Annotated in this window: 26 protein-coding genes; 12 read left to right on the top strand and 14 right to left on the bottom strand. The window is 64.5% G+C overall.

Annotated elements, in window-relative coordinates:
• Nucleotides 1–14 precede the first annotated feature (14 nt).
• Both ppa and IQ16_RS02815 read right to left on the bottom strand, forming a co-directional pair.
• Nucleotides 15–551, bottom strand: a complete 537-nt coding sequence (gene ppa, locus IQ16_RS02810) for an inorganic diphosphatase (RefSeq protein WP_018645116.1) — start codon at nucleotides 549–551, stop codon at nucleotides 15–17.
• Nucleotides 552–725: 174 nt separating this feature from the next.
• Complete coding sequence (locus IQ16_RS02815) at nucleotides 726–1235, bottom strand: GNAT family N-acetyltransferase (protein ID WP_008539229.1); 510 nt, start codon at nucleotides 1233–1235, stop codon at nucleotides 726–728.
• Between the two features lie 267 nt (nucleotides 1236–1502).
• On the opposite strand from IQ16_RS02815, the gene IQ16_RS02820 reads away from it, so the two are divergent.
• From IQ16_RS02820 to IQ16_RS02835, 4 genes are read left to right on the top strand one after another with little or no spacing between them, the layout of a single operon-like run.
• Nucleotides 1503–2402, top strand: coding sequence for a dienelactone hydrolase family protein (locus IQ16_RS02820; RefSeq protein WP_018645117.1), 900 nt, complete (start codon nucleotides 1503–1505; stop codon nucleotides 2400–2402).
• Entirely contained in the window at nucleotides 2399–2866 is a 468-nt protein-coding gene (locus tag IQ16_RS02825) for a DUF2269 family protein (RefSeq protein WP_018645118.1), read from the top strand. The genes IQ16_RS02820 and IQ16_RS02825 overlap by 4 nt, the downstream gene beginning before the upstream one ends.
• Before the next feature lie 8 nt (nucleotides 2867–2874).
• Nucleotides 2875–4194: an SDR family oxidoreductase gene (locus IQ16_RS02830; RefSeq protein WP_145831174.1), complete on the top strand. Its 1320-nt coding sequence runs from the start codon at nucleotides 2875–2877 to the stop codon at nucleotides 4192–4194.
• On the top strand, nucleotides 4194–4601 hold the full coding sequence (locus IQ16_RS02835; RefSeq protein ID WP_018645120.1) for a thiol-disulfide oxidoreductase DCC family protein: 408 nt from the start codon (nucleotides 4194–4196) through the stop codon (nucleotides 4599–4601). Before IQ16_RS02830 ends, IQ16_RS02835 begins: the two co-directional genes overlap by 1 nt.
• Before the next feature lie 180 nt (nucleotides 4602–4781).
• On the opposite strand, the gene IQ16_RS02840 is transcribed toward IQ16_RS02835, so the two are convergent.
• The 6 genes from IQ16_RS02840 to IQ16_RS02865 form a co-directional block, all read right to left on the bottom strand.
• A complete protein-coding gene (locus tag IQ16_RS02840; RefSeq protein ID WP_018645121.1) occupies nucleotides 4782–6029 on the bottom strand; it encodes a flavin monoamine oxidase family protein in 1248 nt (415 codons plus the stop codon).
• A gap of 184 nt (nucleotides 6030–6213) precedes the next feature.
• Nucleotides 6214–8040: a translational GTPase TypA gene (typA, locus tag IQ16_RS02845; RefSeq protein ID WP_018645122.1), complete on the bottom strand. Its 1827-nt coding sequence runs from the start codon at nucleotides 8038–8040 to the stop codon at nucleotides 6214–6216.
• A 239-nt stretch (nucleotides 8041–8279) separates the two neighbouring features.
• Nucleotides 8280–8564: a hypothetical protein gene (locus tag IQ16_RS02850; RefSeq protein ID WP_018645123.1), complete on the bottom strand. Its 285-nt coding sequence runs from the start codon at nucleotides 8562–8564 to the stop codon at nucleotides 8280–8282.
• On the bottom strand, nucleotides 8561–10006 hold the full coding sequence (locus IQ16_RS02855) for a radical SAM protein (RefSeq protein ID WP_018645124.1): 1446 nt from the start codon (nucleotides 10004–10006) through the stop codon (nucleotides 8561–8563). Before IQ16_RS02855 ends, IQ16_RS02850 begins: the two co-directional genes overlap by 4 nt.
• On the bottom strand, nucleotides 9987–10703 hold the full coding sequence (locus IQ16_RS02860; protein ID WP_018645125.1) for a prolipoprotein diacylglyceryl transferase: 717 nt from the start codon (nucleotides 10701–10703) through the stop codon (nucleotides 9987–9989). Before IQ16_RS02860 ends, IQ16_RS02855 begins: the two co-directional genes overlap by 20 nt.
• A 262-nt stretch (nucleotides 10704–10965) precedes the next feature.
• The gene (locus IQ16_RS02865; protein WP_018645126.1) at nucleotides 10966–11730 is read right to left on the bottom strand and encodes a Crp/Fnr family transcriptional regulator; all 765 of its coding nucleotides are present in this window, start codon (nucleotides 11728–11730) and stop codon (nucleotides 10966–10968) included.
• Nucleotides 11731–11910: 180 nt separating this feature from the next.
• On the opposite strand from IQ16_RS02865, the gene IQ16_RS02870 reads away from it, so the two are divergent.
• Nucleotides 11911–12291, top strand: coding sequence for a response regulator (locus IQ16_RS02870; RefSeq protein ID WP_018645127.1), 381 nt, complete (start codon nucleotides 11911–11913; stop codon nucleotides 12289–12291).
• A gap of 4 nt (nucleotides 12292–12295) precedes the next feature.
• On the opposite strand, the gene IQ16_RS02875 is transcribed toward IQ16_RS02870, so the two are convergent.
• The 3 genes from IQ16_RS02875 to IQ16_RS02885 all read right to left on the bottom strand — a co-directional run bounded on the left by IQ16_RS02875 (nucleotide 12296) and on the right by IQ16_RS02885 (nucleotide 16303).
• Complete coding sequence (locus IQ16_RS02875; protein WP_145831176.1) at nucleotides 12296–13009, bottom strand: hypothetical protein; 714 nt, start codon at nucleotides 13007–13009, stop codon at nucleotides 12296–12298.
• Nucleotides 13010–13123: 114 nt separating this feature from the next.
• Complete coding sequence (locus tag IQ16_RS02880) at nucleotides 13124–14671, bottom strand: alkaline phosphatase D family protein (RefSeq protein WP_145831177.1); 1548 nt, start codon at nucleotides 14669–14671, stop codon at nucleotides 13124–13126.
• Between the two features lie 183 nt (nucleotides 14672–14854).
• Nucleotides 14855–16303: a TAXI family TRAP transporter solute-binding subunit gene (locus tag IQ16_RS02885; RefSeq protein WP_018645130.1), complete on the bottom strand. Its 1449-nt coding sequence runs from the start codon at nucleotides 16301–16303 to the stop codon at nucleotides 14855–14857.
• Between the two features lie 153 nt (nucleotides 16304–16456).
• Between IQ16_RS02885 and IQ16_RS02890 the strand changes: the two genes are divergently transcribed.
• On the top strand, nucleotides 16457–16756 hold the full coding sequence (locus tag IQ16_RS02890; RefSeq protein ID WP_026312322.1) for a 4a-hydroxytetrahydrobiopterin dehydratase: 300 nt from the start codon (nucleotides 16457–16459) through the stop codon (nucleotides 16754–16756).
• A 103-nt stretch (nucleotides 16757–16859) separates the two neighbouring features.
• Entirely contained in the window at nucleotides 16860–17243 is a 384-nt protein-coding gene (locus IQ16_RS02895) for a YkvA family protein (protein ID WP_026312323.1), read from the top strand.
• Between the two features lie 72 nt (nucleotides 17244–17315).
• Here the strand turns inward: IQ16_RS02895 and IQ16_RS02900 are convergent, their stop codons facing one another.
• The 3 genes from IQ16_RS02900 to IQ16_RS02910 all read right to left on the bottom strand — a co-directional run bounded on the left by IQ16_RS02900 (nucleotide 17316) and on the right by IQ16_RS02910 (nucleotide 20771).
• Entirely contained in the window at nucleotides 17316–18476 is a 1161-nt protein-coding gene (locus tag IQ16_RS02900; protein ID WP_018645132.1) for a TAXI family TRAP transporter solute-binding subunit, read from the bottom strand.
• Nucleotides 18477–18494: 18 nt separating this feature from the next.
• Entirely contained in the window at nucleotides 18495–19364 is an 870-nt protein-coding gene (locus tag IQ16_RS02905) for a hypothetical protein (RefSeq protein ID WP_018645133.1), read from the bottom strand.
• A gap of 432 nt (nucleotides 19365–19796) precedes the next feature.
• Complete coding sequence (locus tag IQ16_RS02910; RefSeq protein ID WP_018645134.1) at nucleotides 19797–20771, bottom strand: NADPH:quinone oxidoreductase family protein; 975 nt, start codon at nucleotides 20769–20771, stop codon at nucleotides 19797–19799.
• Nucleotides 20772–20990: 219 nt separating this feature from the next.
• Here IQ16_RS02910 and IQ16_RS02920 point away from each other — a divergent pair, with 219 nt between their 5' ends.
• The 5 genes from IQ16_RS02920 (at nucleotide 20991) to IQ16_RS02940 (ending at nucleotide 25693) form a co-directional block, all read left to right on the top strand.
• Nucleotides 20991–21830 (top strand): SDR family oxidoreductase, encoded by an 840-nt coding sequence (locus tag IQ16_RS02920; protein WP_018645135.1) that lies wholly within the window; start codon nucleotides 20991–20993, stop codon nucleotides 21828–21830.
• A gap of 115 nt (nucleotides 21831–21945) precedes the next feature.
• On the top strand, nucleotides 21946–22593 hold the full coding sequence (locus tag IQ16_RS02925; RefSeq protein WP_018645136.1) for an invasion associated locus B family protein: 648 nt from the start codon (nucleotides 21946–21948) through the stop codon (nucleotides 22591–22593).
• Between the two features lie 181 nt (nucleotides 22594–22774).
• Entirely contained in the window at nucleotides 22775–23977 is a 1203-nt protein-coding gene (gene rlmN / locus IQ16_RS02930; protein ID WP_018645137.1) for a dual-specificity RNA methyltransferase RlmN, read from the top strand.
• Nucleotides 23978–24146: 169 nt separating this feature from the next.
• Nucleotides 24147–24641, top strand: coding sequence for a hypothetical protein (locus tag IQ16_RS02935; protein WP_018645138.1), 495 nt, complete (start codon nucleotides 24147–24149; stop codon nucleotides 24639–24641).
• A gap of 266 nt (nucleotides 24642–24907) precedes the next feature.
• Nucleotides 24908–25693, top strand: coding sequence for a phosphatase PAP2 family protein (locus IQ16_RS02940; protein WP_018645139.1), 786 nt, complete (start codon nucleotides 24908–24910; stop codon nucleotides 25691–25693).
• Nucleotides 25694–25704: the final 11 nt, after the last annotated feature.

Here is a 25704-nt window from a genome sequence, read left to right on the forward strand (position 1 = left end):
CGGGACACAGAAGATCAGCCCTTCTTCTTCTTCTCGCGCTCGATGCCCTCGAGGATCAGCTTGTGCGCCTCCTCCGGGCCGCCCCAGCGCAGGATCTTCACCCACTTGCCCTTCTCGAGATCCTTGTAGTGCTCGAAGAAGTGCTGGATCTGCTGCAGCGTGATGTCGGGCAGGTCGGAGTACGACTTCACCTTGTCGTAGCGCTGCGTCAGCTTCGACGACGGCACCGCCAGGATCTTCTCGTCGCCGCCGGCCTCGTCCTCCATGAACAGCACGCCGACCGGGCGCACGCTCATGACGGCGCCGGGAATGATGGCGCGGGTGTTGATGATGAGCACGTCGCAGGGGTCGCCGTCGTCGGACAGCGTGTGCGGGATGAAGCCATAGTTACCGGGGTAACGCATCGGCGTGTACAGGAAGCGGTCGACCACCAGCGTGCCGGCCTCCTTGTCCATCTCGTACTTGATCGGTTCGCCGCCCACGGGGACTTCGATGACGACGTTGACGTCTTGGGGGACGTTTTTTCCGATCGAGATAGCATCGATACGCATTCAAGGCTCCGTTGTTGCCGAGGTTAAATCGCGCCCGGCAGCGATTTTGGCGCTGTCATACGCGGGCTTGGCCCGCCAATCCATCGTGTTTTTGCGAAATAATGAATCCAGCGATCACCGGCGCAAGCGGCGGTATCGAAGGAAGGAAAGCGCTGCCGACTGGACTTCAGCAGCTCAATTGGTCCAGGCGAAGGCAACCTTGTCGAGCGACTTCGGCCCGAAACGCTCGGAGGAGCGCGCCACCATGCGGCCGCCCAGGGCGCGGTAGAACTCGGTCGCCGGATCGTTGTCCGAGAGCGCCCACACCACCATGCTTTTCAGGCCGCTCTGCATCAGGTCGCGGCGGGCGGCGGCGAACAGGCGGCGGCCGAAGCCGAGGCCCTGAAACTCGGGGCGCAGATAGAGCTCGTAGATCTCGCCGTCGAAGTGCAGGCTGCGCGCGCGGTTGCGACCATAGTTCGCATAACCCGCGATCTTGTCGCCGAACACCAGCACGCTGACGCGGCTGCCCTTGCGGATCGCGCTGTCCCACCACTGCGGACCGCGGCGGTTGATCAGCTTCTCCAGCTCGGAGCCGGGGATGATGCCCTGATAGGCCGAACGCCAGGCTTCGTCATGAGTCGACGCCACCGCAGTTGCATCTGCGGCTTTGGCCGGCCGGACCTCGATCAGGGTTGTGCTCATGGACGCGATCAAACCAAGTCGCCGCGCCGGCGGCAAGACCTATCGTTAATTATCGGTTAACCTGTGGACTTTCTGCATCAGTTTTATGGCCACGTTGTACCGAAAGAGGACAAGGCGGCGCCTTGACGGGCAACGGCCTGCTATGGGTCGGTGCAAAACTGTGTTGCGGCAACCAATGAACGGCAATGGCAACGCAGAAAGTCCGCCCAGAATGATTCGTTCCTACTAGTCTGGCGGTCGCTTGTCCGTGCTCGCCTTTGGCCATTCATGCGGCTCTTCAATAACCTAGCGCTCCTGCCTTTGCTGGCCCTGCTGACCGCGTCGCCTCTGTGCGCTCAGGTCACGTTCGGTGCATCGGGCGCGGAAGGCGAGCCGTTTCGCCGGCAGGAGTGGCGGGTGCCCTCGCCGGATGCTGCTATCGCCGCGCATGCGCTGCTGTTTCGCCCCGCTGGTGCCGGTCCGTTCCGGCTTGCGGTCATCGCGCATGCTTCGACGCAGAACGCGTTGCGTCGTGCGCAAATGCCGCAACCGGAATACCGCGCGCTCGCAGCGTTTCTCGTCGCGCGCGGGTTTGCCGTTCTGGTGCCGGAGCGGCTCGGCCATGGTGCGACCGGCGGCCGCTATGTCGAGGATCAGGGTGATTGCGACGCGGCGGACTATGCGGGCTCCGGCCGCGCGACGGCCGAACAAATTTCGTTCGCGCTGAACCATTTGCGCAAGCAGGATTTTATCCGAAAGGATGCCGCGATCGTGTTCGGGCATTCCGCCGGTGGATGGGGCGCGCTGGCGCTCGCGAATGCCGATCCAAAAGCGATTTCCGCCATCATCACGTTCGCGCCGGGGCGCGGCGGCCACGCCAATGACGAGCCGAACCGGATCTGTTCGCCACATGCGCTGCTGACGGTGGCAGCCGAATTCGGCAAAGCGGCGCGCATTCCCGTCACATGGTTCGTCGCCAACAATGACAGCTATTTTGCGCTGGAATTCTCGAAGGCATTGGCAGATGCCTTTCGCAGCGCCGGCGGAAAAGTCGATTTCCGCGTATTGCCCGTGGTCGGCAGCGAGGGGCACGGGATGATCGAGACTGAAGCCGGCGTGAAAGCTGCAGCCGCCGAGCTCGAGCGCGCGCTGAACCCGTCCAAACCAATGGCGACCAAGAAGCCATGACGCTGTATTTCCTGGTCAAATTTTTCCATGTGCTTGGCGCCATCGTCATCCTCGGCACCGGGACCGGCATCGCCTTCTTCATGCTGATGGCGCATCGCACGCACGATGCCGACTTCATCGCGCGCACCGCATCGGTCGTGGTGATCGCGGATGCGATCTTCACGCTGTCGGCGGTGATCCTGCAGCCGGTCAGCGGCGGCGTGCTGATGATTCTCTCAGCAACGTCGATTGCCGAAGGCTGGATTCTTGCTTCGCTCGCCCTCTACGTCTTGGCAGGTCTGTTCTGGATTCCCGTGGTGTTCATGCAGATCGAGATGCGCGACCTCGCGCGCAAGGCTGCCGGTCAGCGGGCCGCGTTGCCAGAGCGCTACTTCATCCTGTTCCGCCGCTGGTTCGCGTTCGGCTTCCCGGGCTTCGGCGCAACGATGGCGATCTTGTGGTTGATGATCGCCAAACCGTTTTGAGACACGCGATGAACCCAAAAACCATTTTGGTGCTCGGCGCCTCCGGCCTGATCGGCCGCTTCGTCACCGACGATTTGCGCGCGCGGGGTTTTCGTGCGGTCGGTGTGGCGCGCAGCCTGTCGCCGGCGCAGACAATGAGCGCGCTGGACATCGAGCTGCCGATCCTGTCGCTCGATGCGACCGCGCTGACGCGCCTGATGAGCGAGCATTCCGTTGATATCGTCGTCAATTGCCTCGGCGTCCTTCAGGATGGTCCCGGCAATGACACCAACGCCGCGCATCGCGATTTCGTCGCGCGCCTGCTTCAGGCGATCACTGGCAGCGGCCGTGCCGTCCGGCTGGTGCATATCTCGATTCCCGGCACCGCTGCGGCGGACCGCACCGCCTTCGCCACGACCAAGCGCGAGGCGGAGCGATTGATCGCTGCGTCCGGCGCGCCCCACGCCATCCTGCGGCCCGGCTTCGTGATCGCCCCATCTGCCTATGGCGGCAGCGCGATGCTGCGGGCGCTCGCGGCCTTTCCGCTCGACCTGCCGGGAAAGGAGATGATGACGCCATTTCAGCCCGTTGCGGTCGAGGATATTTCGGCCACCATCGCCTGGCTCGCCGCGCGCGACATCGACGATGCCTCCGTCAAAGCGGTGAGCTGGGATTTGATGCAGGTCGAGCCGGTCACCATGGCCGGCGTCATCAAGAAATTTCGTCTCGCATTCGGCACAGGCGGTTGGCCACGCATCGCGATGCCGGCCTTCATGCTCGATCTCGGCGCGAAGATCGGCGATCTCGCCAGTTATCTCGGTTGGATGCCGCCGATGCGCTCCACGGCCATTGCCGAGCTCCGCCGCGGCGTGACGGGCGATCCCTCGGCCTGGATCGCCGCTACTAGCATCGTGCCGAAGACGCTGGCTGAGACGATCGGGCGCCATCCCGCGACCATCCAGGACAAATGGTTTGCGCGGCTGTTCCTGACCAAGGCGCTGATTGTCGCGAGCCTGGTCGCGTTCTGGATCGTCTCCGGCTTCATCGCGCTGTTCGTGTCCTACCGCGCCGCCGCCGGCATTTTGACCGCGCACAACTTCCCGCCCGCGCTGGTCGATCCCATCACCATCGGCACCAGCCTGATGGACATGAGCATCGGCGTGCTGATCGCCTTCCGCCGCACGGCGGCGGTCGGGCTCGTCGCTGGCATCGCCGCTTCGCTCGGCTACATGCTCGGCGCGGCGATTCTCACACCCGACCTCTGGATCGAGCCGCTTGGCGCGCTGGTGAAGACCGGGCCGGCGATCGTGCTGATGCTGGTCTCGCTCCTGATGCTGGACAATCGCTGATGAGTAAATGGCCCGACGATGACGTCATCCTGTTCGACGGTGTCTGCATCTTCTGCTCGCGCTGGGTGCGGTTCGTCGCCAAGCGCGACACGGCGAAGCGCTTTCGCTTCACGCCGATCCAGTCGGATTATGGGGCGCGTTTGGCGCGCGCGTTCGGCATCGACCCCGGCGATCCCGACACCAACGCCGTCGTTCACGGCGGCGAAGTGTTCATGAAGTCGGACGCCGCGCTAACGGTGCTGTCACAGCTCCCCGGCTGGGGTTGGGTGCGCGCGTTGTTTGCCGTGCCGAAGCCGCTGCGGGACCCGATCTACAGCCTCATCGCGCGCAACCGTTATCGTATCTTCGGGAAGTACGATGCCTGCTTCGTGCCTGATGCCGATTTGCGGGCGCGGGTGATCGAGTAGGGCTCGTCATTGCGAGCGCAGCGGCACCCGCAAATTCAGTGTCGTCCCGGCGCAGGCCGGGACCCATAACCACATGGCGCAGTTTGGCGAAGACTGGAAGTGAAGGAGGCTGCGATACGAGCACCGTGGTTCATCGAGAAATCACGCGGTATGGGTCCCGGCCTTCGCCGGGACGACATCTTAGAGCCTGCTCAAAGCCGCCAGTACTTCCCGCGCCGCCCGCTCACCACTATCCCGCGCGCCATGTGCCGTTGTGAAGAATTCCGGCGACGTCGCCTCTCCCGCGAAGAACAGCCGTCCATCCACCGGCGCGGCCAGCACCGCGCGATCTCCCGCATGCCCCGGCAGCGCGTGCGAGTACGATCCCTGCGCGAAAGGATCACGCGCCCAGCGCGATTCGTACAGCGGCTTCAGCTTGCGCCTGATATCGTTACCCAGAAAGCCCGCGATCTCGTCGATGCTGTGCGCGGCGATGGCGCCTTCGCCGGAATCTTCCAGCGCGCGGGCAAAGCTGCCGCCGAAGAATCCTTCGATGCAGGGCTGGCCGAACGGGCGGATGTGATAGGTGCCCATCTCGGTGCGCATTGTCGCGCCGCGCAGGTTTCCTTCTTTCGGGAAGGCTTCAGCATCCTCGAGCGCCAGCGTCACCTTGTCGTCGACGCCGAGCGGCAGGCCGGCGGCGGCATCGACCTTGGACGGGAGCGGCGGCGAGAAACGGATGGCCTCATCGGCGATGAGATTGGTCGGCACTGTGACGATCACCTTGCCGGCATCCAGCGTGCCCCGCGACGTCTCGATGCGGATGCGCTTTCCCGAATGATCGACCAGCGTGACGTTGCAGCTCAGCGCTACCGGGCAGGGCGCGCCATAGGCCGCAACAAGCGCGCCGTAGCCGCGGCGGACGCGCCAGTTGAGGTTGGTGTCCTCATAGGCGTCCCAGTCGAGCGTCGACATGTCCTTCAGCTCGCAGCCGTTGATATAGGTCGAGATCGCGTCGATCATCGGATTCCAGCGATTGCCGGGCTCCAGACTCAGGCTCGCGGGCTCATCCTTGCCCTTTTGTGCGGCTTTCCACATGCGCTCGTAGAACGCGTCCATTGCGCGCATGAAGTCGTCGCGCTCACTTTGCGGAAACGCATTGCCGTAGGCGCGCTCGCGCCAGGGCGGCAGGTCCTTGTTGAGCTCGAAACCGAGCTGTTTGGCGATTGCGACGAAGGAATTCTTGTCGGCGGAATGCAGCCAGCCGCAGCCGACGTCGAAGGTGACCTCGGGCGAGGGCTGTACGGTCCAGGCGCGGCCGCCGAGCCGGTAGCGCGCCTCCAGCACGATCACGGAGAGGCCGGAGCCATCAAGCGCATGCGCGGCGCCGAGGCCGGCTGCACCGGCACCGATGATCGCGACGTCAACGGAGGAGGGCAGGGAGGTCATGGGCGGGCTCTAGCACGTTCGCTGGAGCGCCACCACAAAACGAGCTGTGGGCGTGTGAGACGGTTTCGTAGGGTGGGCAAAGGCGCTCTTGCGCCGTGCCCACCATTCTCAAGTGGTGGGCACGCTTGCGCTTTGCCCACCCTACGGCACTGCGCCGCGTCCGGGGCACGAGAGAGCGGTGGCCTTACGCCACCGCTTCCTTGGCCTTCTCCGCGCGCTTGCGCTCGTTCGGGTCGAGGTGCTTCTTGCGCAGGCGGATCGACTTCGGGGTGACCTCGACGAGTTCGTCGTCCTCGATATAGGCGAGCGCCTTCTCCAGCGTCATGCGGATCGGCGGGGTCAGGCGCACCGCTTCGTCCTTCGAGGTCGTGCGGATGTTGGTGAGCTGCTTGCCCTTGAGCACGTTGATCTCGAGATCGTTGTCGCGGGTGTGCTCGCCGACGATCATGCCCTTGTAGACCTTCCAGCCCGGCTCGATCATCATCGGGCCGCGGTCTTCCAGCTTGAACATGGCGTAGGCCACCGCCTCGCCCTGGTCGTTGGAGATCAGCACGCCGTTGCGGCGGCCCTGGATCTCGCCCTTGTACGGGGCGTAACCGTGGAACAGGCGGTTCATGATCGCGGTGCCGCGTGTGTCGGTGAGCAGCTCGCCCTGATAGCCGATCAGGCCACGGGTCGGCGCGTAGAACACCAGGCGCTGACGGTTGCCGCCGGACGGCTTCATCTCGATCAGCTCGGACTTGCGCTCGCTCATCTTCTGCACGACGACGCCGGAATGCTCCTCGTCGACGTCGATCACGACCTCCTCGATCGGCTCCATGGTGGCGCCGGTCGCTTCGTCCTTCTGGTAGACGACGCGCGGACGCGACACCGAGAGCTCGAAGCCTTCGCGGCGCATGGTCTCGATCAGGATCGCGAGCTGGAGTTCGCCGCGGCCCGACACTTCCATCGCGTCCTTGTCGGCGGCTTCGACGACGCGCAGCGCGACGTTGCCTTCGGCTTCGCGCAAGAGACGGTCGCGGATCATGCGGCTCGTCACCTTGTCGCCTTCGGTGCCGGCGAGCGGGGAGTTGTTGACGATGAACGACATCGACACGGTCGGCGGATCGATCGGCTGGGCCGGCAGCGGCACCTCGACGGTCGGATCGCAGAAGGTGTCGGCGACGGTGCCCTTGGTGAGGCCCGCGATCGCAACGATGTCGCCGGCTTCGGCTTCATCGAGCGGGGTGCGCTCGAGGCCGCGGAACGCCAGGATCTTGGTGATGCGCCCGGACTCGACCAGCTTGCCCTCGGCGTTCAGCACCTTGACCTGCTGGTTCGGCTTGAGCACGCCGGACGAGATGCGGCCGGTGATGATGCGGCCGAGATAGGGATTGGCCTCCAGGATGGTGCCGATCATCTTGAACGGGCCTTCCTCGACCTTGGGCGGCGCGACGTGGCGCAGGATCAGGTCGAACAGCGGCTCCATGCCCTTGTCCTTCGGACCCTCGGGGCTCTCGGCCATCCAGCCCTGCTTGGCTGATCCATAAAGAATGGGGAAGTCGAGCTGCTCCTCGCTGGCGTCCAGCGCCGCGAACAGGTCGAACACCTCGTTGATGACCTCGGTCGGGCGCGCGTCGGGGCGGTCGACCTTGTTGATGACCACGATCGGCTTGAGGCCGACCTTGAGCGCCTTGGAGACCACGAATTTGGTCTGCGGCAGCGGGCCTTCGGCGGCGTCGACCAGCACCAGGGCGCCGTCCACCATGTTCAGGATACGCTCGACCTCACCGCCGAAATCGGCGTGGCCGGGGGTGTCGACGATGTTGACGCGGGTGTCCTTCCACTGCACCGAGGCCGCCTTGGCCAGGATGGTGATGCCGCGCTCACGCTCCAGGTCGTTGGAGTCCATGGCGCGGTCCGTCACCTTCTGGTTCTCGCGGAACGTGCCGGACTGCTGGAGGAGCTTGTCGACGAGGGTCGTCTTGCCGTGGTCGACGTGGGCGATGATGGCGACGTTGCGAAGGTTCATGTGTGAGCTTCTTTGCGGTCGAACAATGGGTTAAGCGCGATCTCGCCGGTCAGACCGGGACCTCTTCACGGACAACGCTGGAAACGTGGAAAACGGGGCCTGCTTCGCCCAAAAAGGAAGCCCGGTCAGCTCGACCGGGCACCCTACGCGTTTGCGGCGCAATATATGCAAAAACCGCCAAAAAACAATGTGTTCTTTGGCCCTTGGTTGACTGAATTTTGTCCGGGAATTCCCGGGGCTTAGGGCCGGGTTCCGGGATGGGCGGGGGACTTTCGCCCCTTGATCGCCGCCCAGATCAGGACGACGCCCCCGATGCCGACGACCAGCCCCAGGAAGACCAGCGGCGCGATGTCGGAATCGATCTTGCCCCCCTCGACCACCGAGGCCCCGCCGAACAGCAGGGCGCAGAGCCCCGGAAGCAGCAGGATCACCCCCGAGATCACCATGAGCGCGGTGAGGCAGCCGCTGCGGGCCTCGGCGGGCGTCGGGACGGGCGGCAGAACCGGCGGTGGCGTGTCGCTCATCGTGGTGCCTCCTCGCTTTGCCTTGCCTCGCGATAAGTCTGCCCTTCGAGCTCGGCGCGAATCCGGCCGATCGCACCGTTGCGGTAGAACAGATTGTAGGTGTCGAACGGAATGATCGCGCCCTGCTCCGTCACGAAATGGATGCAGCTGCGCTTGACGTTGCCGACGCAGAAATTGAAGCGGTCGAGAAACTGCACGATGGTGACGCGGAAGACGTTCTCGTAGGAGAGCCCTTCCGGCACCTGGAAGCTCGGCAGGCAGCACAGCAATTCGCAGACCCGCTCGCTCGTGTTCAATGGCCCTGACGACAGCGAGAACAGATCGACGAATTTTTCCCGCAGCATCGGATATTTTTCCGGGCTGATGGTGTTGGGCATCACCGCGACGAGCTGCTCCTGCGGGATCAGCGAGGTCAGCGGCAGCACCTTCTCGCCGTTGCGCAGGCCATAGCCGATCGAGATGCTTTCGGGGTTGCAGGGCAGCGGGATCATGTCCTTGTCGCCGAACACGCCGGTCTCGACGACGCGCTTGCGGATCTCCGACAGCATGATGCGGTCGGTGGTCTTGTCGAAACTCTCGTTGCGGCCGGCATCCTGCACCGGCTGCAAGGTGACGCCGCGCACGCATTTCCAGGTGAGGGCGTGGCGCACGATGTCGCCGATCTCGCCATCGTTGACACCGCGCTTGATGGTCGCGACCAGCGTGGTCGAGACGCCGTAATGTTCGAGATTCTCCAGCGCCTGCTGGCGAATTTTCCGCAAATCCGCGCCGCGCAGATTGATCAGCGCATCGCGCTGAAGCGAATCGAACTGGAGATAGACCTCCAGCCCGCGCCTGTTCTCGGCGAGTCGCGCCACGAAATCCTTTTCGCGGGCGATGCGCAGGCCGTTGGTGTTGATCATGACGTGGCGGATCGGGCGGGCGCGCACGGCGTCGAGGATTTCGAAGAAGTCAGGATGCAGCGTCGGCTCGCCGCCGGAAATCTGCACGAGGTCGGGCTCGCCTTCACTGGCGACCAGCGCGTCGAGCATCTTCTCCACCGTCGCGAGCGGGGTGAATTTGGTTCGTGCGGGCGAGGATTCGGCGAAGCAGACTGGGCAGGTGAGGTTGCAATGCTCGGTGATCTCGATCAGTGCCAGGCAGGAATGCTGCTCGTGGTCGGGACAGAGGCCGCAATCATAGGGGCAGCCGAATTCGGTGCGCTGCTGGAATTGCAGCGGCCGGTCGCCGGGCTTGATAAAGTCATTGCACAGGCGCCAATAGGCGGCGTCCGTCGACACCAGCGTCGACTGCACGCCGTGCTCCTTGCAGCGCTTCTCGTACCAGACCTCGTTGCCCTGGATCTGGATCTTGGTCGGCACCAGCTTCAGGCAGGTCTCGCAGAGGGATTGGGTCTGGCCCCAGAAGATGTAGGGACGCGACTTACGCAACGGCGCGTTCATGCACGGGTCTCGCTTTGGGCGCCGTCGCCAGCATGATTGCGGCGTAGAGCAGGATGGACAGCGACAGCAGGTGAAACAGGGTGAAGGGGCCGATCAGCGTGCCATAGGGCTTGAGGAATTCCCACAGGAAGCGTTGCGCTCCGTAACAGGCGAGAACCAGATAGAATCCATTGGTGATCGCGAACGTATTCCGGTTCAAGACCGCCAGCACATAGGCAAGCGCGAACAAGCCCATTGCCGCGCTCTCGTAGAGCTGCACGGGATGGCGGAGAACGCCGTCGCCGAAATCGTGCCCCCACGGCAGCGCCGTCGGCGTGCCATAGGTGAAATCGTCGAGGCCCGCGAAGTAGCAGCCGAGCCGCCCGATCGCGATGCCGACGGCCAGCGGCAGCGCGAAACGCGCGCCGGTTCGCACCGTGATCCCCGCGGACCATTTGTAGAGCTCGATTGCCACGATGCCGCCGGCCAGCGCACCCTCCACCGAGCGCGCAATGCCGCTCTGTCCCGACAGCCACAGATTGGCGGACCCGAACAGATAGGCGCCAAGGCCGGCGCCGAACACCAGCGCGGCGATATAGGGCAGCTCGAAGGATTGCGCCGGAAACCGCAGGCCGCGTCGCGACAGCCAGGAGAGCGCGGCTGCCGCCGCCAGCCACGCCGCGATGTCGAAGAGAGTGTGAAGGAATGCCCCGCTCATGCGGGGGTGAGTATAGCACGAGTTACGTCGAAAACGGCGCGATGCGCATTACTGCGCCCTCTCCCCTTGCGGGAGAGGGCAGCACTGCTATTAGCCACAAGCTCATTTGGGTGAGGGGTCTCTCTCGGCAGACGAATGCGTGGAGAGAACCCCTCCCTCATCCGGCGCCATAGCCGAAGCTTTGCTTCGGCGTTCTGAAGAACGGCGGCCGTAGGCCGCCTATGCCACCTTCTCCCACAAGGGGAGAAGGAAGAAGCAACCGCTACCCTGCCTCCCGCTCCTCCGTCGGATACACCCCGCGCAGCACCTCCTCGAAATGCATCTTCACGGCGTCATTGCACAGGCAGGCGCGCAGCTTCAGGCCGTCGCGGTTGCGGACCAGGATCGATCCGCGCCTTGTGTCGAGCACGCCTTCGGCCCTGAACGACTGCAGCACGCGGCTCGCATAGCTGCGCCCGACCCCGAGCAGCGTCGCGAGCTGCTCATGGGTCAGCGGCACGCTGCTCTCGTCGCCGGTCCGCTCCATCGCCGCCAGAATCCATTTCGCCGTGCGCTGCTCGATCGAGTGGATGGCGTTGCAGGCGGTGGACTGGAAGATCTGCGCCAGCATGCAGTCGGCGTAGCGGACGAAAACGTTGCGCAGCGACGCCGAGCGCAGCTTGGCGGCTTCGAGCTTGGCGACATGAATGCGTGCAAACGGACCGCCGAATTTGACGCAGATGCGGGTGTAGGCCGGCAGGAATCCTTCGCTGACGATGCCGCCCACCGCGCCTTCGCGGCCGACCAGGATGGTCTCGACGTCGCGGCCGTCCTCATTTGGCACCAGAAAGGTCGCGAGCGCCGGTCCGCAGGGGAAGTGGACGACCTGGACGTCATCGCCGGGATTGTAGAGCAACTGGTTCGCAGCGGAGTCTTCGACGGTCACGTACGGCGCGAGCAGCGCGTAGTCCGCCGCACTCAAGCGCCGCAGCAGATTGTTGGCCGGTCGGCTTTCGACCTCGCTCGTCTTGTCGATGCGCGCATCCATCGTGAACCCCTGTCCTCCTTTCCACATTAGCGAGTTCCGTCCATTTCCTGTGTGCACAAGTGGACAGACTGGAGAACAGCAATGTGGTGGGTTTCGTTCCGGGAACCCTCCGATGCGCTGGGCGCAGGCATCGTGTCGCGGCAGTCCTGATCCGAAAAACCTCACGCAGAAGATGTGATCATGGCACCCGCATTCTCCAACGGCTCAGGCCGGCCTGCCGACGTTCTGATCGTCGAGGACGATCCAATCATCGCGATCGATTTCGAGGACCGTCTCGTCGGGTTTGGTGTGACGCGCGTGCGGAGCGTCGGCGCGGTGACACAGGCGCTGGAGGCGATCGCGGAGCGGGCTCCCGACTTCGCTCTGCTCGATGTCGAGCTGATCCGCGAGACGAGTTTTGCAATCGCCGAGCGGCTGGTCGCGCTGAAAATCCCGTTCGTCTTCGTCACCGGCTACGGTGCCGACGCGCGGATTCCGCCCGAATTCGCCGGCCGGCCGCGCTTGCAGAAACCGTGCTCGAGCGACGCGCTGGAGGCGGCGCTGCGGGCGCGGGGCACCTGACGGCCTATTTGCCGGAGCGAATGCAGAGCTCGGCGAGGTCGCTCTCGACGTCCTTGAAGAATGTGTGCGGAAGCGGCGGCGGCGATGAGGCCTTCTTGATCGCCGCACTCTGCGCAATCGCCCCTTGATCGGACAATTGCAGGAAACGTTTCAGCGCCTTCGAACGACTCTTACCGGCGAACGTCTCCAACCGTTCTTCAGTTGCATCGGTCGGATTGAGACGGAGCAGGGCTTCGTTGCCGGTCTCCAATGGATAGACCGCTCCAAGCTTCACGCGGGCGATCACGTTGTGGCGGTCGAAATGCTCGAAGATCAAATCCAGGATCTTCGCCTGACGTATCGGCTCCTCCATCGCGAGATAGCGCTTCACGTCCGGATTGCTCTTCAGGCTTTCCAATTCGGCTGCGCCGGCAAATGGGTTGTCGGAGTTCTGCCGGTCGATGAACGCCGATGCGCCTTCCAGCATTCGCGTGCCCCATGTGATGACGATGTCGCGGCCGCGCGGTTCGATCTGGTCGGCAGCTAACCCCTTGTCCGTCAGGCATGCCGGATCGGCGCTCGCGCGCAGTGACTTGCCAAGTTCGGCGGTCAGCGCCTTGCCATAGGGCGAGGCGAAGGCTTCGCGCACCTGTGTTGCCTTGTCCTGGCTCTGCGCCCATGTGGGGGACGCTGCGCCCAGCAGGAGCGCGATCACGAACGTTCGGCGGCTGAACGGCACGGCTTCAACTCGAAAATGGCTCGGACGGCATCAGGCCCTCGAAATGCACGGGCGCCTGCAATTGTCGTCCGGGCCGGCCGGATGGTTCACGGCCATCCGGCTTCAAATTGGCCGTCAGGCAAGCTTTGGATCGAGCGTGGTCGACCACAGCGCGACGTCGGCGCGGTCGCGCAAGGTCACCGTCATCTGGCCGGACGCGCCGTCGATCTTGACGTGACCGAAGAACTGCATCCCCGCTGACGGCGGCAGGTTCTGCTTGTCGGGACCGGGCGCCTTGACGAAGCGCACCTCAGGTCCAAAGGTGTTGTCCATCTCGCCCGGTCCGAACGTTCCGGCGTGCAGAGGGCCCGACACGAATTCCCAGAACGGATCGAATTCCTGGAACTGTGCCTTGTCGGGGTTGTAATAGTGCGCGGCGGCATAATGCACGTCGGCCGTTAGCCACACCGTGTTCTTGATCGGCGCCATCTTGATGAAGCGCAGGAGGTCGGCGATCTCGAATTCGCGGCCGCGCACCGGGCCATCGCCTTGCGCAAACGCCTCCGACCCCTTTTTGTTGGCGGCGTCGTCATAGACCAGGATGCTGAGCGGCATGTCGGAAGCAATCACCTTCCATGTCGCACGTGAGTTGAGAAGGCCGCGCTTCAGCCATGCCATCTGATTCGGACCGAGGAAGTAGGCGGCGGGGCCGTAGGCCGTTTCTTGATTGGCGCCGTTCGGACCGCGATAGCTGCGTTCGTCGAGCACGAACACGTCGAGATGCGGTCCGTATGAGATCTGGCGGTAGACGCGGCCGGGCTCATTGATGCTTTCGCGCATCGGGTACATCTCATGGAATGCGCGGCCCGCGCGGGCTGCGAGCACCTCGATGTCGCGCACCTTGTAGGCGGCCGGAAGCTCTTTCGACAGCGACCAATTGTTGGTCACCTCGTGGTCGTCCCACTGCACGAAGATCGGCACCTCGGCATTGAAGGCACGGAGATTGTCATCGGTGAGATTGTATTGGTGCGCGGCCCGGTACTCGTCCAGCGTCTCGGCGACCTTGGCCTTCTCGGGAATCGTGACGTTCTTCCAGATCTTGCCGTCGGCGAGCTTCACCTCGGATGCAATGGGACCGTCGGCGTAGATCGTGTCGCCCGAGTGCAGGAAGAAATCCGGCCGGTGCTTGCGCATCGCCGAGAAGGTGAACATGCCGCCGTCATCGGGGTTGATGCCCCAGCCCTGGCCTGCGACATCGCCGCCCCAGACGAAGCTGACGTCGCGGCGGTCCGCCGGTGCGGTGCGGAATCGGCCGACGACGGACTCGCCCTCGACCGCGCTGTGCGAGAGATCGCGGAAGCGGACGCGATAGAAGATGTCCTGTCCACCCGGCAGGTTCTCGATCAGCATCTTCGCCGTGAAATCGCTCTCGGGCAGCGCCGCGATCGGCGGCAGCGCGCGGGCGTCCTTGAAGGATTCGGTCGTCGCCACCTCGACCAGCATCTGCGATGGACGGTCGGCACGCGCCCACACCACGCCGCCGTCGACGGTGACGTCGCCCGACTGCACGCCGTGAGTGACCGCCGGCCGGTCGGCTGCACGTGACAGATAGGGCATTGCGATGGCGCCGAGCGCGCCGGCGCCGGTCGTGAGGAAACGGCGGCGGGAGAATTTGATGTTCATGGGCTGGCTCGCGGGCTGGCGCATCTTGCAATGTCATTCCGGAGCGCGCGAAGCGCGAATCCGGAATCTCGAGATTCCCCGGTGCGCAATTGCGCACCTGTGGTCTGGTCCCTCGGACCATCCCGGAATAACGGCGTAAGCTATATTGAGACAATGTGACGCAGCAATAACGCGGGCAAGCCTTTACGCGTTGCCGGCGGCCCTGAATTGCGCACCCGCGCGTTGCAGGTTTTGCGGCAGGCTCATCAGCACCGCCTTGCGGTCGGCAACGGCGGCGTGGAACTGATCGAGCGCGATGTTGAAGGCAGTGAGCCCTCCTTCCTCGATCGCGCCGTGATCGAAGCAGTGCAGCGTGTCGCGCAGGATCGCGTCGGCCTCGGTCTGCATCTGGTCGAGCTCTTCCGTCGTCTCGCTCTTGCGAGCGGCCGCAATCATGTCGAGCAGGCGCTCGCGCAGATGGCTGTTGTTGTCGCGCTCGTCCTTCTTCAGGTAGCCGGCGAACCAGGCGCCGATCGAGCCCATCGCGGAGAGCGCCATCAGGCCCCACCAGATGTAATCGCTGTACTTGTCGAGGAAGGTCTTCTCCTCGCCGTCGACGAAGGCGGCGGCGCCGGGATGCACGGGGATCACCGCATCCTTGTCGGTGTCGGGCGTCTCGATCTTGGCCGCCAGCGGGAATTCCGTCACCAGCTGCTGCCGCACGGCGAACAGCTGGCGCGTGAACGCCGCGATGGTGGTTTCGGACACGGCTTTGCGCGCCACGATGTGGTGCGAGAAGCTGATGGTCTTGACCTCGTCCTCGGGGCGATCGGGCGAACCGCCATAAGTGCCGGCGGGAATCTCGGAGGCCTCATAGACCGGATGATTCTGCGCAATCGCATCCGCAGAATCGATCGCAAGGAAGGTCGGCGTGCCGAAATCCTTGGTGGAGGCGGCGATGGCCTCCGCCGTGATCTTGCTGTTGACGGGGCCGGCGGCGAGATAGGCATCGGCCTTCTGGGACTTGATCGCCTCGGCGGCTTCGTTGGCCGGGAACTGGATGATCTCGACCTTGGCGGGATCGACGCCGTATTGCTGCAGGATCACCTTGAGCAGATTGACGTTGGCCTGGGTGCGGCCGACCACGCCGACGCGATGGCCGGCGAGCTGCGCGATCTTGGTGATCTTGGCGCCCTTCTTGTTCTTGCCCTTGCCCTGGACCGACCACAGCACCACGACGTTCTTGCGCAGGGTCGCAACCGCCTGTGCGGTCTTCGGCACGTCGACGTCGCCGCGTACGATGGCGAGATCCACCTTGCCCTCCGCGAGCGCCTCGGCGCTGGCGGTGGCGCCGTCGGTCTGGACCGGGCGCAGCCGCACGTAGCTCTTGTTCTGCGAGAAAGCCTGCGTCAGAGCCTGCACCACCTTGACGTCGTCGCTGTTGGCGGGGCCGACCGCAATCTTCAGCGTCACCGGACGCATCGCGAAATAATAGCCGCCAACGAGCGCGCCGATGATCGCAAGCACCAGCGCGAGCGACACGAGCGCCGTCTTCCGCGCCGCTGATCGCGGCGAAGGCGGAGTGGGCGCTTCGGCCAGGTCCAGACCCCCGGTCATCGATCTCCCAAACAGGCGTTTCAGGCTCAGCTTCATCTCGGCCGGCGATTTAGGCCCGCAATTGTAGCAAATTTCTTGTCCGGCGGGGTTACTTCTCCGTCATGGTTAGCGGAGGGAGGAAATCCCCCTGTGAACCCTGACCGTAAGCACGGTGTTAGGGTAAAGTTCCCCTGAAGCATGGAGACGATCATGGCAGAACGGCTGGCGGCGGAAGCACGCAAGCAGGCACTGGGTGGTATCCCCGGCTGGAGCGAGGTCGGGGGGCGCGATGCAATCGCGAAAACCTTTGTCTTCAAGGATTTCAACGAGGCCTTCGGCTTCATGACCCGCGCGGCGCTGGTCGCCGAGAAGATGGACCATCACCCCGAATGGCGGAACGTCTACAAGACCGTGGAGGTGGTGCTGTCGACCCACGATGCCGGCGGCGTCACGGCGCTCGACATCGAGCTCGCCAAGGCGATGAATGCGATCGCCAAGCTGACGGCTTAGCTGACACCAGGCTGACATCTTGCAGCGGCCGGCCGCATCCCCATCTTGTGATCAGCAGGGCATGCGGCGATCCGCCGCCCCTCGCTGAACGGGGAGTTGGAGCATGGCTGCCGAGCACAGCGTCGGCTTCGAGCCGGCCGATCGGCTTGCGGAAGATCGTGAGAGCGTCCGCCGCCGCTTCTGGCGCAAGCTGAAGCGCGTCGCCGCGCAGCTGCCGTTCGCCGAGGATCTCCTCGCGGCCTATTACTGCGCCTTCGACCGGCAGACGCCGCGCCATGTCCAGGCGTCGCTGCTGGGGGCGATCGCCTATTTCATCCTGCCGTTCGACTTCGTCCCCGACGTGATGCCGATCCTCGGCTTCACCGATGACGCCGCCGTGCTCGCCACCGCCATCCGCATGGTCGCCACCCACATTACGACCGAGCACCGCGAAGCCGCCCGCGCCGCGCTGAAGCGCGGCGTGGCGGAGGGGGAGGCGGCGCAGTAGCTGTTTGGACGGCACGTCGTAGCTACACCCACTAATGTCGTCCTGGCTTTCGCCAGGACGACATCCGGAGAGCTACTTCTTCCCCACCTCCGCCCGCGCTTTTTCCGCGTCCCATACCTGGAATTGCTTGAACAGCGTCTCCCTCTCCGCGTCGGACACGTTTGCAGCCGCGGGGGTCTGCTTCAAAAACGCCTCGAAGCGCTGGCGCGTCACCGGCTCGACGCCGTGCTTGTCGAGCCATTGCTGCGCCACGGGCAATCTGTTCCAGCCGGACAGCGGCGCCGCGAGCGAGACCTCCTTCCACTTGGGATGGAAGGGCGGGTTCTGCAGCGCCGGGAATTTCGTGAAGAACGCGTCCACGAACAGCGCGAGCTTGCGATAGCGCTCGGTGTTGGGCGCCCAATTATAGGCCGCGAGCACCGCAGGCACCGCGATCGTGTCGACGCTCTCGCCCTCCTTGATCAGGTTCGGATAGTCCTTCGCCGTCAGCGTCGCCGGCAGATAGTCGCTCTGCAGCGGCTTGGCGTAGTCGACCTTGGCGAGGTGGAAGCGGCCGTCATTGCCGAAGGTCGAGACCGACTTGTACGGCTTGCCCCCGACCACGATGACGGCGTCGATCTCGCCGGCCTTCAGCTTCTCCATCGCGATACGCTGCTCGACATAGACGAAGTTCGCCTTGATCCCGAGACGCTCGAACACCGTCAGTGCGGTGACGAAGGTCCCGCCATTGGGCAGATCGACGCTGACCTTCTTGCCCTCGAGGTCCTTCAGCGTCGCGATCGACTTCGGCGCGATGACCTGCATCTCTTCATTGTAGAGCTTGGTCACGTAAGTGAACTGTTTCTTGATGTCCTTGGCAAAGCCCTTGCGCTCGAGATAGTCGAGCGTGTCGGCGCGCACGATGCCGAGATCGACGCCCTGCAGGAACAGGATGTCGGCGACGCTCTGCACCGAGCCGCGGCCGACGATCGGCAGCACGCGGATCTTGTTGCCATCGTCGAGCACCGAGGCGAGGTCCGCGCCGAACTGCACATAGGTGCCGCCGATGGTGCCCGTGATCAGCGTGACGGTGTTGGCGTTCAGCGACTGCTTGGTCGAGTTCGAGCCGAACTGGAAGATGGCCTTCAGGCTGTCGGAGACCTTGGCCGGATCGTATTCGCCCTGCTCGGCATGGGCCGCGAAGGCACAGATGGTCGTGATGGCGGCAAGCGCCATTTTCAAAATGTTGCGCATGATGTCCCCTGAAATGGTCTAGTTCGAGAGCTGGGCGAGCCGCTTGCGCGCCTCCGTCGATCCAAGGCTGGCGGCGCGCTGGTACCAGTCGCGCGCGGCGGCTGCGTCGGGAATGATGCTCCGCGCGTCGCTGGTGCCGAGCACCGCGGGGTCGTAGGTCTGTGCCAGCAGCAGCGCGGCCGTTGCGTCCTTCGCGTTGGCGGCGCGTTCGAGCAGCAGGCGCGCGGCGGCGATGTCGCCGACGCTGATCAGGCGTCTGGCGCGTGTCATCAGTCCTGCCAGCGTGTCGGCATCGAGCGTTTTGGCAGGCTCGGGCGGTGCAGGCTGCGCCGCGACGGGCGCCGGAGCTGGCGCTTCGACTTGGCTTTGGACTTGGCTTTGGACTTGGACTTGGCTTTGCGCTTGCAGCGCGGTCTGGTAAGCGGTCGCAATCGCTTCACGGCTTGGCGTCGAGGGCACCGGAAGCTCTTGCTTGTCGGCGCTCGCCAGCGTCGTGTTGGTCACGCGGCCCGGGTCCTTGAGCGAGACCTGGCGTACGGCCGGCGGACTGGCCTGAGCTGCGCCTGTAGCGCTGCCGACATAGTCGGCGAGGAGACTACGCAGCTCGGACTGAAACACCACGGCCGCGATCGCCGCGGCGGATATCGCAAGCCCGGCAGCGACAAGCGGCGCGATCCTGGTTCTGGGCCGCAGCGCCAGCGGCGTATATTCCTGTGGGTCCGGTGCTCCGCGCGGATCGGACAGAAACAGCGGAATTGGATCGTCCTGTGGAAGTTCGGCACGTTTGGCCCGCGCGCGGATGTAGTCCGCGGTGGACGAATGTGATGCAGATCGATCGGAGTCGAGCGCGTGCGACTCCTTCGACGGACGGTAGGCCGTCGTCTCCATGGTGTGATGCTCCCCATTACTGACGCAACGCAGGGGCCGTCCCGGCTTCAGTCTTCTTGTTTTTGTCCAGAAGCGCCCCGCAAACTGGAACCGGTAAATCGCCGTCCGATTCAGCCCAAAAAACGACGGCGGTTTGCGCGAATCTGGAGATATTTAGGTTTGATTGCGGCGGAGCGGCGAAATGCACCGCAATTTTGCCCGCGTTGGTTGAGGGATTTTTTTCCGGGCGGCGGTGTGCACAACCTTGCGATGTCGCGGCTATCGACGCTGTCAGCCACGCCCGCCGCTGTCATGCCCCCGGCTCGACCGGGGCATCCAGTACGCCGCGGCTTCTCAGCTAAATCACTGGCGTCTCTGGAATACTGGATCGCCCGGTCGAGGCCGGGCGATGACAGTTGAGTATGCTGAAACAGCGTCGCGATGACATCGCGATCACGGATGCAGGATCACCTTGCCCATGGCCTGACGGCCCGCGAGCACCTTCAGCGCATCGGCGGTCTGGGCCAGCGGGAAGGTGCGGTCGACATGCGATGAAATCTTTCCTTCCGCAGTCCACTTCACGAGCTTCTCGAGATTGGCGCGGTTCTTCGCCGGGTTGAGTCGCGTCCAGGCGCCCCAGAATACGCCGCGGATATCGCAGCCCTTCAGGAGCGCGAGGTTCAGCGGCATCTTCGGGATGTCGCCGGCGGCAAAGCCGATCACGAGGAAGCGGCCTTCCCAGGCGATCGAGCGCAGCGCCTGCTCGGCGTAAGCACCACCCACGGGATCGAAGATGATGTCGACGCCCTTGCCGCCCGTCAGCTTGCGCAGGCCTTCCTTCAGATCCTCCTTGCCGTAGTTCAGCGTCAGCTCGGCGCCGTGCGCTTTCGCGAATTCGAGCTTCTCGTCCGAGGAGGCGCAGGCGATCACCTTCAGGCCCATCAGCTTGCCGAGCTCGCAGGCAGCAAGGCCGGTGCCGCCGGCGGCGCCGAGCACCGCGAGCGTCTCGCCCGGCTTGGGGCTGGCGCGATCCTCCAGCGCATGCAGCGCGGTGCCGTAGATGATGATGATGCCGGCCGCGCGGTCATAGTCGAGATTGTCGGGGATCTTGACGATCGAGGCCGCCGGCAGCGAGATCTTTTCGCGCGCGCCGTTGTGGCCGCAGGAGGCAACGACGCGATCGCCGACTTTCAGATCGGTGACGCCGGGGCCGATGCTCTCGATCACGCCGGCGACTTCCGCGGCCGGCGAGAACGGGAACGGCGGCTTGATCTGGTACTTGCCCTGAATCATCAGGATGTCGAAGAAGTTCAGCGCCGCCGCCTTGATCGCGATCACGGCTTCGCCGGGACCCGCCACCGGATCCGGCACCTCCGCCAGAACGAGATCGTCGGGCTGGCAATATTGCGAGCAGAGGATGGCTTTCATGGCAGCACCTTGGGGCGTTTCGAGTGGAATTATAGTTGGGTCGGTTTTGCCGGATTTAGGCACGGGCGACAATCCGGATTCTTTGTCAAAGCGATGCTCCGGCCTATCCTCGTCATTGCGAGCGCAGCGAAGCAATCCAGACTATTCCGCGGCACGGACTCTGGATTGCTTCGCTGCGCTCGCAATGACGGAGCAAGAACAAAAAGAAGGATTCAAACGATGTTTGAAACAGGTCTGCTCAAGGACAAGCGCATCCTCGTCACCGGCGGCGGTTCGGGCCTCGGTGCTGCGATGGGGCGCCGCTTCCTCGCGCTCGGCGCCGAGCTCGTGATCTGCGGCCGCAAGCCCGACCGGCTCGAGGCAACGGCGCGCGACATGCGCGAAGAGACCGGTGGCAAGGTCACCACCATTGCCTGCGATATCCGCGACGGCGCGGCCGTCGACAGCATGATGGATCAGATCTGGCACGAGGCGCCGCTCGACATTCTCGTCAACAACGCCGCTGCCACGTTCATCGCGCAGAGCGAGCATCTCTCCTTCCGCGCCGCGGACGCAATCCTGGCGCCGACGCTGCATGGCGCGATGTATTGCACGCTCGCCGCCGGCAGGCGCTGGATCGAGGGCAGGCACGGGGGTGTCGTGCTCTCGATCCTCTCGACCTCGACCATCACCGGCCGCGCCTTCACCGTGCCGTCGGCGATGGCGAAGTCGGCGGTGCTGGCGATGACCAAAAGCCTCGCGGTCGAATGGGGGCCGAAGGGCATCCGCACCGTCGCGATCGCGCCGGGGCCGTTCCCGACCGCCGGCGCATCGGGGCAGCTTCGCCCGGAGGGCCGCGACGAGGGCTGGACCGCGCGCAATCCGCTGGGCCGCACCGGGGAACACGGCGAGCTTGCCGATCTCGCCAGCTTCCTCGTCTCCGACCGTGCCGGCTACATCAATGGCGAGATGGTGGTGATCGACGGCGGCGCGCATTTGCGCAGTTCCGGCGCCGAGGATCTGCTCGGCTGGACCGACGCGCAATGGGCCGCCCAGCGCGCCGCGCGATCCAAAGCCTGATCGCGCCGCTGCCGCTAACTGCCTTCCCAAATTGAACTTTCCCGGCTATCCCTAGCCGGGGACAAAGCGCGGCCGGGCCATCTTCCAGTCACAATATTGAGGGAACCACTCCAGCATGTGGCGGGTGCTATTATTGGCTTTGACGACTGGCGTGGTGGTGTGGGGAATCCCTGATTCCGCGCGGGCGCAGACGGCGCAACCGGCGCCCAAAGCTGCACCGAAGGCGGCCGCGCCGGCCGCCAATACGGCGGCCAAAACGGCCGCAAAGCCGGAGAGCAAACCGGCGACCCCGGCTGCGGCTGTTGCCGGCGGCGCGGAGCCGACCCTGATCGGCCAGTTCGGCACCTGGGGCGCCTATTCGGCGACACCCAACGGCAAGAAGGTCTGCTTCGCGCTGGCAAAGCCCTCGTCGTCGAAGACCAACCCGCCGAATCGGCCGCGCGATCCCGCCTACGCCTTCGTCTCGACCCGGCCGGCGGAGAAGGTGAACAACGAAGTCTCGGTCATGATCGGCTACGCGCTGAAGCCGGGCTCGGAATCCTCGGTCGAGGTCGGCGGCGCCGCCTTTGCGATGTATACGCAGGGCGATGGCCTCTGGATCAAGAACGCGGCCGAGGAGGAGCGGATGGTCGAGGCCATGCGCAAATCCGCCGATCTCGTGGTCAAGGGCGTCTCGGCCAAGGGTACGGAGACGACCGACACCTTCTCGCTGAAGGGCCTCGCCCAGGCGCTCGACAAGATCGCCCAGGATTGTAGGCGATAACGCCTAGTCGTTAAGGCTGAGGGCGATAAGGTCGCAATCGGCGGTTCCGATTGCTATATAGGGGCGGTTCCAAGTTTTTCCGTCATTCCGGGATGGTCCGAGGGACCACACCCGGAATCTCGAGGTTCCGGGTTCAACGCTTCGCGTCGCCCCGGAACGACCACGTGATCAGGTCCATTCAATGCAACCGACGACCGAGCCGCACAACGCAATCTTGGTGGAGAAGACTCCGCTCGAAACCTACGTGCCGCCGGCAAAACCGTCGCTGATCGGCCTGTCGCGCAGCGAGCTTGCCGACCGCCTCGGCGAGATCGGGGTCGCGCCGGCGCAGCGCAAGATGCGCGTGCAGCAGCTGTGGCACTGGCTCTATTTCCGCGGTGCCCAGAGCTTCGACGACATGACCTCGATCTCGAAGGGCATCCGCGCCGACCTCGCGCAGCACTTCACCGTCGACCGTCCCGAAGTCGTGGCCGAGCAGATCTCGAGCGACGGCACCCGCAAATGGCTGCTGCGGCTGCCGAGCGGCGACAATGTCGAGAAGGCGCATGAAGTCGAGTGCGTCTATATCCCCGAGACCGATCGCGGCACGCTGTGTGTGTCGTCCCAGGTCGGCTGCACACTGAATTGCTCGTTCTGCCACACCGGCACGCAGCGCCTCGTGCGCAATCTCACCGCCGGCGAGATCGTCGGACAGATCATGGTCGCGCGCGACCGCCTGAACGACTGGGCCGATCGCGAGGACGGCACGCGCCGCGTCACCAACATCGTGATGATGGGCATGGGCGAGCCGCTCTACAATTTCGATGCGGTGCGCGATGCGCTTCTCATCGTCGGCGACAATGAAGGCATCGGCATCTCCCGCCGCCGCATCACGCTGTCGACGTCGGGCGTGGTGCCGAACATCGTGCGCGCGGGCGAGGAGATCGGCGTCATGCTCGCGATCTCGCTGCATGCGGTGCGGGACGAGCTGCGCAACGAGCTGGTGCCGCTCAACCGCAAATATCCGATCAAGGAGCTCTTGCAGGCCTGCCGCGACTATCCCGGCGCCTCGAACGCGCGCCGCATCACCTTCGAATATGTGATGCTCAAGGACGTCAACGATTCGCTCGACGATGCCAAGCTGCTGGTGAAGATGCTCAAGGGCATTCACGCCAAGATCAACCTGATCCCGTTCAATCCCTGGCCCGGCACCGCCTATGAGTGCTCGGACTGGGACCAGATCGAGAAGTTCTCCGAATACATCTTCAACGCCGGCTATTCCTCGCCGGTGCGCACGCCGCGCGGCCGCGACATCCTCGCCGCCTGCGGGCAGCTCAAGTCGGAGACCGAAAAGCTCAGCGCTCGGGAGCGCCAGGCGCTCCGCGCCATGGCGATGACGGATTAGCTTGTTATGCCCGCGCTCTCGCATCCTCGTCATTGCGAGCGCAGCGAAGCAATCCAGAATATCTCCGCGGCGGTAGTTTGGATTGCTTCGTCGCGGAGCCTGTCATCCGGCCCGCCGGAGGCGGGACCGGGTGGCTCCTCGCAATGACGACTGAGTTGGCATTTTTGGCATGTCCCTGATCGGCCGCCTCATCGTCATCTTCATCGGCTTTCTCGCCGCCTGCTTCGTCGGCGGCATGATCGTGGTCATGGCGCTGCTGTTTCCGGAGTTCGCCGATCTCGGCGCCGGTCCTGTCGATCAAGGCGCGATCGATATCCTGCTCGGCTTTGGCTTCATCTTCGTCTCGGGCTTCGCGCTGGTGCCGGCGGCGGTGATCGTCGCCATCACCGAAGCGCTCTATATCCGCAGCGCGCTCGCCTATGCCGTCGGCGGCGGCCTCGTCGGGCTCGCCTGCTATCTCGGCCTCGTTCCCTTCCATTCCGACACGCTGCAATTCGAAGGTATCGTGCGGCGTCACCTGGAAATCATGACGGGTGCCGGCATCGTCGCCGGCGTCGTCTACTGGCTGATCGCCGGCCGCAACGCCGGCGCCTGGCGCAACCCGCCGCCCCCGCGCAAGCCGCCTCCGCCGCTGCCGGCGAATTCGCGGCCGGATGCGAGGTGAGGTTCGGCCGGATGCGAAACAACGCGCCACATACTCGGTGTCGTCCCCGCGAACGCGGGGACCCATAAGCCCAGGGAGTGGTTTTGGCGCGAACTGGTAACCACGAGCCTTCGCCAAACTCCTCCCTGGGGTTATGGGTCCCGGATCTGCGCTTCGCTTGTCCGGGACGACACTGTCGAGGCATCGCATTTTGACCAATTCAAGCGCGCCCGCTGCGGCCGTTTCCGGGGTTTCCATCCCCGCCCTACTCCGCTAAACCGCGCGCCATGAACCGGACTGGTCTCTTCATCGCCCTGGCACTGTGGCTCGTGATCGGCGTCGTATTCGGCCTTTATCCCGAGCTCGATCTCAAGCTGGCCTCGCTGTTCTTCGACCCCGAGACGAAGACGTTTCCGCTCAAGCTGAACGACTGGGCCGGCTTCGCGCGCGACGCTGCGATGTGGATCGCCTGGGCGTTCGTGCTGCCCTCGCTGGTGGCGCTCGTGGTCAAGATGATCCGGCCCGACCGTCCCTTGCTGGTGTCGGGGCGCGCGATCGTGTTCCTGCTGGTCACGATCATCCTGTCGGCCGGCATCCTCACCAATCTCACCTTCAAGACCTATTGGGGCCGGCCGCGCCCGGTGGTGGTGACCGAGTTTGCCGGCGACCAGCAGTTCGTGCCGTGGTGGGATCCGCGCGGCGGCTGCGCGCGCAATTGCTCGTTCTTCTCGGGCGAGGGCGCGACCGCGTTCTGGACGCTGGCTCCTGCCGCGCTGGCCCCGCCGGCATGGCGGCCGCTCGCTTATGCCGGCGCGGTGATCTTCGGCGCGGTCACCAGCGGGCTCCGCATGGCTTTCGGCGGGCATTTCTTTACCGATGTCTCGATCGCCGGCCTCGTCACCTTCGTCGTGATCTGGTTCGCCTATGCGCTGATCTACCGCTGGCCGCGGACCCGGTTTTCGGACGACGCGGTGGATGCCGCCCTGACCCGGCTGAACATGCCCGCCTACCGGCTCCGCCAGCGCCTGTTCGGCCGCAAGTCCGGCCCCGCGCCGGCCGATTTGAGCCATTAAATGCGTGCCCA

The organism is Bradyrhizobium huanghuaihaiense, from assembly GCF_007830635.1.
Classification (GTDB): domain Bacteria; phylum Pseudomonadota; class Alphaproteobacteria; order Rhizobiales; family Xanthobacteraceae; genus Bradyrhizobium; species Bradyrhizobium huanghuaihaiense.

Coding starts and splice junctions, on each gene's coding strand:
- IQ16_RS02820 (WP_018645117.1), top strand. CDS start 1,503: ATGCGGCTCTTCAATAACCTAGCGCTCCTGCCTTTGCTGGCCCTGCTG.
- IQ16_RS02940 (WP_018645139.1), top strand. CDS start 24,908: ATGAACCGGACTGGTCTCTTCATCGCCCTGGCACTGTGGCTCGTGATC.
- IQ16_RS02910 (WP_018645134.1), bottom strand. CDS start 20,771: ATGAAAGCCATCCTCTGCTCGCAATATTGCCAGCCCGACGATCTCGTT.
- IQ16_RS02855 (WP_018645124.1), bottom strand. CDS start 10,006: ATGAACGCGCCGTTGCGTAAGTCGCGTCCCTACATCTTCTGGGGCCAG.
- IQ16_RS02925 (WP_018645136.1), top strand. CDS start 21,946: ATGTGGCGGGTGCTATTATTGGCTTTGACGACTGGCGTGGTGGTGTGG.
- IQ16_RS02890 (WP_026312322.1), top strand. CDS start 16,457: ATGGCAGAACGGCTGGCGGCGGAAGCACGCAAGCAGGCACTGGGTGGT.
- IQ16_RS02830 (WP_145831174.1), top strand. CDS start 2,875: ATGAACCCAAAAACCATTTTGGTGCTCGGCGCCTCCGGCCTGATCGGC.
- IQ16_RS02905 (WP_018645133.1), bottom strand. CDS start 19,364: ATGGAGACGACGGCCTACCGTCCGTCGAAGGAGTCGCACGCGCTCGAC.
- ppa (WP_018645116.1), bottom strand. CDS start 551: ATGCGTATCGATGCTATCTCGATCGGAAAAAACGTCCCCCAAGACGTC.
- IQ16_RS02815 (WP_008539229.1), bottom strand. CDS start 1,235: ATGAGCACAACCCTGATCGAGGTCCGGCCGGCCAAAGCCGCAGATGCA.
- IQ16_RS02860 (WP_018645125.1), bottom strand. CDS start 10,703: ATGAGCGGGGCATTCCTTCACACTCTCTTCGACATCGCGGCGTGGCTG.
- IQ16_RS02935 (WP_018645138.1), top strand. CDS start 24,147: ATGTCCCTGATCGGCCGCCTCATCGTCATCTTCATCGGCTTTCTCGCC.
- IQ16_RS02920 (WP_018645135.1), top strand. CDS start 20,991: ATGTTTGAAACAGGTCTGCTCAAGGACAAGCGCATCCTCGTCACCGGC.
- IQ16_RS02850 (WP_018645123.1), bottom strand. CDS start 8,564: ATGAGCGACACGCCACCGCCGGTTCTGCCGCCCGTCCCGACGCCCGCC.
- typA (WP_018645122.1), bottom strand. CDS start 8,040: ATGAACCTTCGCAACGTCGCCATCATCGCCCACGTCGACCACGGCAAG.
- IQ16_RS02895 (WP_026312323.1), top strand. CDS start 16,860: ATGGCTGCCGAGCACAGCGTCGGCTTCGAGCCGGCCGATCGGCTTGCG.
- IQ16_RS02865 (WP_018645126.1), bottom strand. CDS start 11,730: ATGGATGCGCGCATCGACAAGACGAGCGAGGTCGAAAGCCGACCGGCC.
- IQ16_RS02840 (WP_018645121.1), bottom strand. CDS start 6,029: ATGACCTCCCTGCCCTCCTCCGTTGACGTCGCGATCATCGGTGCCGGT.
- IQ16_RS02880 (WP_145831177.1), bottom strand. CDS start 14,671: ATGAACATCAAATTCTCCCGCCGCCGTTTCCTCACGACCGGCGCCGGC.
- IQ16_RS02870 (WP_018645127.1), top strand. CDS start 11,911: ATGGCACCCGCATTCTCCAACGGCTCAGGCCGGCCTGCCGACGTTCTG.
- IQ16_RS02835 (WP_018645120.1), top strand. CDS start 4,194: ATGAGTAAATGGCCCGACGATGACGTCATCCTGTTCGACGGTGTCTGC.
- rlmN (WP_018645137.1), top strand. CDS start 22,775: ATGCAACCGACGACCGAGCCGCACAACGCAATCTTGGTGGAGAAGACT.
- IQ16_RS02885 (WP_018645130.1), bottom strand. CDS start 16,303: ATGAAGCTGAGCCTGAAACGCCTGTTTGGGAGATCGATGACCGGGGGT.
- IQ16_RS02825 (WP_018645118.1), top strand. CDS start 2,399: ATGACGCTGTATTTCCTGGTCAAATTTTTCCATGTGCTTGGCGCCATC.
- IQ16_RS02900 (WP_018645132.1), bottom strand. CDS start 18,476: ATGCGCAACATTTTGAAAATGGCGCTTGCCGCCATCACGACCATCTGT.